The sequence below is a fragment of the Dyella subtropica genome (genome assembly GCF_026283965.1).
Classification (GTDB): domain Bacteria; phylum Pseudomonadota; class Gammaproteobacteria; order Xanthomonadales; family Rhodanobacteraceae; genus Dyella_D; species Dyella_D subtropica.
Genome location: NZ_JAPDPD010000021.1, coordinates 96,402 through 104,680 on the forward strand (window position 1 = coordinate 96,402; position 8,279 = coordinate 104,680).

Here is an 8,279-nt window from a genome sequence, read left to right on the forward strand (position 1 = left end):
CCGCGGTTTCGCCTGCCGCACACCGCCCCGCGAAGCTGGATAAACGTGATCTAAATCACTCTCCATGACCGATGAACCATCGCGCATGGTGGGATGGATTCACTTCAGGCAATGCACATCTCCGACGTGCGACCGACCATGGCGCGGCGCATCGGCGTGCACCGCACCCGGGCCACACGTTCCAGGGGCGTGGAGAGGTCCTGGTGTCCCCGACTGAAGCAGGAGACAACCATGAGCATGGATATTCGAAGGGTGACCCGCGTATCCGCGATCGGACTCGCCTATCTACTCCTTTACTCCATCGGTATTGCGCAAGCGACGGATTTCCTACCGCGCAGCATCACATCGTCGACGATCCCGGCGAACGGTGACTTGAACCCATACGGCGTTGCATTCGTACCCCGGAACTTCCCTCAAGGCGGATCCATAGCTCCCGGCGATGTGCTGGTATCGAATTTTAACAACATCAACAATCTGCAGGGCATTGGAACAACGATCATCAAGTTGACGCCCACCGGTGACCTGGCGCCCGGTGTCGCAGCGGGCATTCCCGGCAATGCCACGACGTTTTTCCAAAGCCATCTTCCTGGCCTGACAACCGCACTGGGTGTGCTTAGCCGTGGCTTCGTAGTCGTTGGAAACGTGCCAACGACAGATGGCACGGTAAACACGATTTCGCAAGGAGCGCTCCAGGTCATCGACCGCCACGGCAATCTGGTGACTACGCTGTCCGATAGCACGTTCCTGGATAGCCCCTGGGATCTTGCTGTCAACGATCAAGGCTATCGCGCGCAAATATTCGTCTCCAACGTGCTCAGCGGCACCGTATCGCGATTGGATGTCAGCATGGGTGCCTCGGGGTTCGTGGTCACCAGAAAAGTACAGATAGCCATGGGGTATGCCCATCAACCCAACGCGGCAGCGCTGGTCCTGGGGCCAACGGGGCTGGCTTATGACGGAGGCTCGGATACGCTGTTCGTCGCTTCTACCGCGGACAACGCGATCTTCGCCGTGCCCAACGCGGGCGGACGCAACACGGCAGTGAACCAAGGCCACGTTGTCTTTGTGGATCCCCACTTGCGCGGCCCCCTGGCGTTAGCGTTTGCTCCCAATGGGCATCTACTCACCGCCAACGGTGACGCGGTCAATGCAGATCCTCTGCATCCGAGTGAAATTGTGGAATTTACGCGCTTCGGTCGCTTCGTCGGAGAATCCAATGTCGACGCTTCACAAGGCGGTGCATTCGGCATAGCCACGGTACTGTCGGCTCAGAACGCGGCATTCAACTACGCGGCGATCGACGATGTCGCCAATGACCTCGTCGTTGCTCTCGTCCCGCCCACCGAGGATTAGAAGTAAACATTTCAGTGCCGCCGCGCCAGGAAGTCAGGTCGGGCACGGCGGCCTGCTTTTTCCAGGTGTCTCGCCTGTCTTCGTAGAAAGCAACGACAGGTCATCGATCAGCGTCCCTGGATCAACTCATTCAACCGATGAACCAAACGATGGCGTTGTGCGTCGCAGATCAGCTTTCCCGGCAACCGTAGTGACAAGGTTATGGCTGATGTTCAGGCGTTGATCTGCGATCGCCGCCACGCCGGGCCGGTGCGACACGACGATCAGGATCGTCCGCGGCAGACGACGCTTTATCGCTGAAAGAACCTCGATCTCAGAGGCGGCATCGAGCGCACTGGTGGCTTCGTCCAACAAGGCCAGAAAGGGCTGCCGCAAGATAGCCTGGGCCAGCATCAGTCGCTGCAACTCACCTCCGGAAAGCCGGCTCGATGAGCTGTGCAGCGTGGTGTCGAGTCCGTGTTGCGAACCGGTCAGACGCCTATCGAGGCCAACGTCAGTCAATGCGCTGCTCAACATCTCATCCGTTGCTTCGGGCGCAGCCCACAGCAGGCACTCACGAACGGAATGCTGCCAAGGCCGCACATGCTGGCTGATATAGGCACCCTTCCGCACGAGCTCGCGGTATTCGTCGAATCCGATAGGTCGTTCGCCGACGCGTGCCGCGAAGTCCTTGGGCGTCATCATGCCCGCCAGAATATCGACAAGACTGCTCTTGCCGATGCCGGAGTCACCAGAAATCAAGGTCAGCTCACCCGGCACTAGCCGTAGGTCACCGATATCGAGGCCGGGTGCCGGCGGCGTCACCCGCATCCTCTCAATGTGCAGTGCGCCGCGAGGAGGCGCCGTGTGCAATGCCGCAACCGGCAGCCGTGATGGATCCAGACTCATATACCGCTGCCACAGCTCGAAGGCCGGAGCGGCCGAACGCAGCTGTTGGAAGCTCTGCCGGGTCGACACCAGGTAAGGCAGCAAGCGTCCGAGCAGCAGGCACACGGCAATCAGTGACGACTGATCGATACCGCGCCAGCGATGGGCGAGCACGAAGAGCGCCGCAATGCCGATCGCCGCCAGCAGTTCGAGCATCAACCGCCCGGTGGCCACCAGCTCCAGCTGACGCCGGTAGCCGTGGCCCAGCCGGGCGGAAATAGCACCGTAACTCGCTTTCTCCGCATCCTCCTTCTCGAACGAGCGGACGTGGCGCAAGCGCCGCGGAAAGTCCTCGCTGTGCCAGAACAGTCGCGTTATGTCCGCGACGTACTGACGGCTGACCAACGATTGCTCGCGACCATAGACACGCGAAGTCAGCAGCCCGAGAGCCGCAAGCAGCGGCACCGCAAGCATCAGTGGCGGCGAAACCCAGAACGCGAAACCGAGACTGACAGCAGCGGTGACACCAGCGACCAGCAATTGCTGCAGGGCGCTGAAGCCCTGGACGATGATCTCGACGTTGTGGGTGAGGACGTTGGCGATTTCCGCGGAGGTCGAATCCGCCAACGACGTCAACGGAGCATCGATCAGGCGCGCGTGAACCCGGCACCGCATGCTCACGCCGTATTGCCCCACCAGGCGCGCACCTAGTCGCGCGGCCTGCCAACGCAACACGGCAAAGGCCACCATCGCGACGGCAAAGATGGCCGCTTGCATTTCGACGCTACGGCCCGCGTCGAACAGCGCGCCACCGAACGGCAGCGTGCGTCCCGGCTGTACCAGGGGTACCAGCAGCACCGCCGCAAGACTGGCAGCAAACGCCGCGCCCAGGGACAGCACGACATACGTCGCCGTTTCCGCCAACTCGATACCCGTAAGCGTGCGCACAAGCGAGCGCAACGGATCATGGGCACGATCGTGTGACTGGGACGGTTCGCCTGACATCCTTAGAGCCATCCCTTTCAGTGTCTGCGAGAAGCTTCAGGTGGCGTGGTTTTAGCTCCCTCTCCCCTGCGGGGAGAGGGTTGGGGTGAGGGGGCAATCTTGCGACGCCGCAGATTCGAAGCGGGTTTCGATGTACGTGACCGCGAGCACCCGCCGTGGATGAGTGCGTCCCTCAGGAGAAAAGGTTGCGCCTACGCCACCGCCGCAAGCGATTCGGCTCTTAGAGCCATCCCTTTCAAGGTCTTTTAGGTCGAGCTCGGGCACACGATGTGTGGAAAGGTGGGCGCGGGCGATGGCCCACGCCAACAGGTCGTCGCCGAAGGCGTCACCGAATCATGTGGATGCCAACGCTACCGCGGCATGGCCGACAAGAGCATCGAGCCACGCGGCGGTAGAGCCGATATCGAGTAAAGGCCCGAAGAAATGATGGGCCGGATTATGCCCCGCGCAACCCATGGTTCGACGCTGGCATCGCCAGCGAGGCCATCAAGTGCAGATCAGGCATGATCGGCGAAGCTTCCCACGCTCCTTGCCCGGCATCGAACGAGGCCATGGCCTGCACCAACTGCTGCGCCTGGCTCTCCGTTTGTGCGGACGCCGTCGGATGGCCGTACAACGACTGGATATCCGACACATCCCTGGCATCCAGTGTCCGGTTATCCGCCGTCAAGGCGTAATACATGATCGAGTGCGCGTCGGTGTTGGAGGCCAAGCCCAGCGCATGGCCGATAAAGGCAACCCCATCTCGCACCTGCACCCATGGAACAAAAGGACCGAACCGGCCAGGGCGCACAATCCGCGTGCCTATAGCTGGGGTTCGAGCCTCACCTGGCGCGGCCACAATTTCGAGGTCGGGGCCTATGCACGGCTTTACCTGAGCGCAGCGGCGCGAGCATTGCCGCCCGGCAAGCACGTGGCGGCCGACGGTGCCGGACTTGATTTCAGCCTGCCAGATGAACATGGCGGCGAAATCACCTTGCGCTGGAACATCCCTTCGCTATGGAACGCATTCGAACGCAACCGCGCCCGTGCGTATTCCCTCGCGTTCAATATCGGAGTCACTCGCGAGAATATCGCGCTGGCCGAGGCAGCCATTGCCTCCGGCGAAACCAGAACGCGTGTATCGCTCGACAACGTGCCGACGGGACAGCGACTCGGCGTCGGCTTGTGGGGGGCCAGTCGTGGCTTCCTGGCGCACTGGGCCGTGCTGGATGAACAGGTGATCGACAACTACCAGATTGCCATCCCTTCACGCATCAATGTCGGAACACGCATGCCCGATCGTACGCCGGGGCCGCTCGAGCAAGCCTTGGCCAACACGCGCATCGTTGAAAGCCGCTACAACGGTCCGGATGATTTTGTCGGCATCGATATCCAGCGCGTCGTTCAAAGCTTCGATCCATGCATGGATTGCACGGTTCATATCCTGATCGGCGATGATGCCACTGTGCTGGAACGAACCGTCGATACGCGCGTTCGTTAGTGGATGTCATCGTTGCGTCGCTAGCGGCCCTCGTCCACCTCACTGCTGCCATACCACATCACCATCTACCGCATAGAGCCGACACCCCGGGTGCTTGGCGTTGCACGCTTTTAGCGCGTAAGCCGCCGGGTCCATTCCCATGGACGCCGCATCCCAGCCGCCATCCGGCGCAATCGCAAACGCGCGCGGCCGCCCCATCTGCAAGAACCTCTCATAACCGATGCGCCCTTGCGCATTGAGAAATGGAACGGCGTCCTTGTTCGTCAGCTCAGCAAAATGGCTCGGCACAGGCACAGGAGTCTGGCGTGTCCAGACCACGTCGTTATTGACCGCGTAGAGACGACAGCCCGGCGTCGTCTTTGCGCAATTTTCCAGTGCTTGCGCAATGGGATCAAATCCACCAGCGGCCCTGCCGGCGCCGCGCAGACCGATAGCGATGGCACGCGGTACCGGCTCCTTCAAGAACTGCTGATAGTAGGGGCGCTGGGCCTCGCCAAAATAAGGTAGTGCCTGTAAATCGTCGATGGCCGCGTAATGACTGGGCGGCGGAGGTGGCTGTGGCAAATATTCCGGAAATACAGGGGCATTTGGCAAGCCTATGCGCGCAAGAAAGGCGTCCAACTTGGGAACCCAGAGCCGCAGGCCGTCGCCAGAGCCGAGCACGTTGTGCGAATCCGTTCCAAATTTGCCGTAGACAACCAGCTCAGCCGGCGAACCGCCTGCTGCATAGCTCTCAAACATCGCATGCCACAGCGGTGTGGCAAAGACCGAATCATTGTCGCCAAAGAACCAGATGGAGGGCAGCCTGACTCGTTTTCCCAGCGCGCCCGCCGCATCAACAAGGGCCTTGTCAGGATCCTTGCAATCCGAGGCTTTCATGCCGCCGGCGAAGCTGACTAGCCCCTTCACGCCGGGCACGCCGAATTGGCCTAGAGATAGCGTGTTCCAACCACCAAAACTCTGGCCGGCCACTACGATCCGCGATCCATCGATATATGGCTGCTGCCGCAGATAGTCGATCACACCACGAATATCTCGCGCGGCCAGCTCGCCCGTTGCAAGATCATCGCAGCCGTGACGCTCAATATGACCACCGGAGCCGGCGTAGCCACGCATCATCGGCAAAGCAACAGCGTATCCCCGAGAGAGAAAGTAATACGCAGAGAACGAGAAACGGTACCGCTCTTGCTGATCCGCAGGTACTTTGCCGTTTGACCCATGATTCATCACCGCGAGCGGAAAGGGACCTTCACCAGGCGGGGTATAGAGCGTCATTTGCAGCGCAACAGGACGTTCGCTATCCCCGGGAACACGCAGTACACGCTCATGCAGCAAGGCCGCATTGGGCGCCTTCGAAGCATCTGTCACCCCGTCCGCTGAAGCTGTTTTAGAAATTGAAAACAGCACGACCAGCATCAGTGTGACCAACCTGATGCCCAAACCCCGAACAAAATGAGGTGCATGACGAAATTGATTTGCGAGCATCTCGACTACTTTTGGTTCCATAAAGATGAAGCACTAGGAAAAGATCGCTCCGGCGTCGATCGAACAGCTTTTGCCTTGAGTCCCAGCTTTTTGGCCGCCAGCAGGACAAGGTCACGGTCGAACGAGCGGCCCGGCTCCTTGAATTCGTGAGCGAGCTGCACGGGATCGGCCGCAATGCCGTGAAGCCGCGCAATTGGCACCAAGCCCAATATCCCGGTGTCGGGAGGGGTGTCGGAGGGAGCCTCTGAATTGGCCGTTGCTGAAGTGTCCACAGTATCGGCATGACACTGCCCTGCCCCGTCGTTTCCCTGGCTCACATAGCACATCCATCCATGAAATTCCCCGGCGCAATGTTCAATCGCGGTGATTCATCTGGTCAAGACTTGACCTTCTGCAGGTGATACTTTACGACGGCAATGCCGTAGTCGAGCCGTCGCTTCGCTAGCGACCAACGAGGTTATTGCCGATGTTCAGGCATTGGTCCGCAGTCGCCGCCACGCCGGTTCGGTTCGGCCAGCCGCTTGTCGAGCCCGACGTCCGTCAGCACACTCCGTAGCATCTCATCGGTGGCTTCAGGCGCAGCCCACAGCAGGCACTCGCGCACAGAATGCTGCCAGGGCCGGACATGCTGACTGACATAGGCACCTTTCCGCACGAGCTCGCGGTACTCGTCAAAATCGATGGACCGTTCGCCTACGCGTGCTGCAAAAGCCTCGGGCGTCGTCATGCCCGCCAGAACGTCGACCAGGCTGCTCTTGCCGATGCTGGAGTCACCAGCAATCAGCGTCAGTTCGCCGGGCATCAAAACCAGATCGGCGACATCGAGACCGTTGGCTGGCGGGATCAACCGCATCCGCTCAATGTGCAGAGCGCCGCCAGAAGTCGCCGTGTGCGCCGGTGCAACAGACAACCGTTCTGGACCCAGACTCATATATCGCTGCCAGAGCTCGAACGCCGAAGCGGCCGAACGCAGCTGGTGGAAGCTCTGCCGGGTCGCCACCAGGTAGGGCAGCAAGCGTCCGAGCAGCAGGCACACAGCAATCAGCGACGACTGATCGATACCGCGCCAGCGATGGGCGAGCACGAAGAGTGCCGCAATCCCGATCGCCGCGAGCAGTTCGAGCATCAACCGCCCGGTGGCCACCAGCTCCAGCTGGCGTCGGTAGCCGTGGCCCAGCCGGGCGGAAATAGCGCCGTAACTTGCTCTCTCCGCATCCTCTTTCTCGAACGAGCGGACGTGGCGCAAGCGTCGCGGAAAATCCTCGCTGTGCCAGAACAGTCGCGTTATGTCCGCGACGTACTGACGGCTGACCAAGGCCTGCTCGCGACCATAGGCACGCGAGGCCATCAGCCCCAACGCAGCTAACAGAGGTGCAGCAAGCATCAGCGGAGGCGATACCCAGAACGCGAAACCGAGACTGACGGCGGCGGTGACGCCGGCGACCAGCAATTGCTGCAAGGCACTGAAACCCTGGATGATGAGTTCGACGTTGTGGGTGAGTACGTTCGCGATTTCCGCGGACGTCGAATCCGCCAGCGACGTCAACGGAGCATCGATCAAGCGCGCGTGAACCCGACGCCGCAGGTTCATGCCGTAACGGCCCACCAGGCGAGCTCCCAGCCGCGCTGCCTGCCAACGCAACAGGGCAAAGGCAACCATCGCGGCGGCAAAGATGGCCGACCGCATTTCGACGCTAAGGCCTGCGTTGAACAGCGCACCGCCGAACGGCAGCGTGTGCCCCGGCTGGACCAGGGGCACCAGTAGCACCGCTGCAAGACTGCCGGCAAACGCCGCACCCAGCGACAGCACGACATACGCCGCCGTTTCCGCAAACTCGACACCGGTGAGCGTGCGCATAATTGAGCGCAGCAGATCATGGGTCCGATCATGTGACTGGGACGGTTCGCCTGACATCCTTAGAGCCATCCCTTTCAAGGTGTTCGCCACCTGCCCCCTCTGGGGAGAGGACTGAGGTGAGCAACTGTGTTGGCAGTCAAGCGGATGTCGCATGTTCCAGATGCCACGAGGCGTTGTCGCGAACCATGGCGTTGAGCACGGTTAATAGCTTGCGCATGCAAGCGACGA

Annotated in this window: 7 protein-coding genes; 2 read left to right on the forward strand and 5 right to left on the reverse strand. The window is 60.9% G+C overall.

The annotated features are described in order from the left end of the window. Positions 1-231: 231 nt before the first annotated feature. Positions 232-1,353 (forward strand): NHL repeat-containing protein, encoded by a 1,122-nt coding sequence (locus OUZ45_RS17190; RefSeq protein ID WP_266171391.1) that lies wholly within the window; start codon positions 232-234, stop codon positions 1,351-1,353. 126 nt (positions 1,354-1,479) lie between these two features. Here the strand turns inward: OUZ45_RS17190 and OUZ45_RS17195 are convergent, their stop codons facing one another. Continuing rightward, the gene (locus OUZ45_RS17195; RefSeq protein WP_266171392.1) at positions 1,480-3,225 is read right to left on the reverse strand and encodes an ATP-binding cassette domain-containing protein; all 1,746 of its coding nucleotides are present in this window, start codon (positions 3,223-3,225) and stop codon (positions 1,480-1,482) included. 436 nt (positions 3,226-3,661) lie between these two features. Beyond that, positions 3,662-3,937, reverse strand: coding sequence for a hypothetical protein (locus tag OUZ45_RS17200; protein WP_266171393.1), 276 nt, complete (start codon positions 3,935-3,937; stop codon positions 3,662-3,664). 9 nt (positions 3,938-3,946) lie between these two features. Between OUZ45_RS17200 and OUZ45_RS17205 the strand changes: the two genes are divergently transcribed. Then, positions 3,947-4,708 carry a nickel-dependent hydrogenase large subunit gene (locus tag OUZ45_RS17205; protein WP_266171394.1) on the forward strand — a complete coding sequence of 254 codons (762 nt, stop codon included), beginning with the start codon at positions 3,947-3,949 and terminating at the stop codon, positions 4,706-4,708. A gap of 39 nt (positions 4,709-4,747) precedes the next feature. On the opposite strand, the gene OUZ45_RS17210 is transcribed toward OUZ45_RS17205, so the two are convergent. The 3 genes from OUZ45_RS17210 to OUZ45_RS17220 all read right to left on the reverse strand — a co-directional run bounded on the left by OUZ45_RS17210 (position 4,748) and on the right by OUZ45_RS17220 (position 8,051). Beyond that, positions 4,748-6,193: a dienelactone hydrolase family protein gene (locus tag OUZ45_RS17210; RefSeq protein WP_266171395.1), complete on the reverse strand. Its 1,446-nt coding sequence runs from the start codon at positions 6,191-6,193 to the stop codon at positions 4,748-4,750. Between the two features lie 5 nt (positions 6,194-6,198). Then, complete coding sequence (locus OUZ45_RS17215) at positions 6,199-6,510, reverse strand: cysteine peptidase family C39 domain-containing protein (RefSeq protein WP_266171396.1); 312 nt, start codon at positions 6,508-6,510, stop codon at positions 6,199-6,201. Between the two features lie 140 nt (positions 6,511-6,650). Continuing rightward, positions 6,651-8,051, reverse strand: a complete 1,401-nt coding sequence (locus tag OUZ45_RS17220; RefSeq protein WP_266171397.1) for an ABC transporter transmembrane domain-containing protein — start codon at positions 8,049-8,051, stop codon at positions 6,651-6,653. Positions 8,052-8,279: the final 228 nt, after the last annotated feature.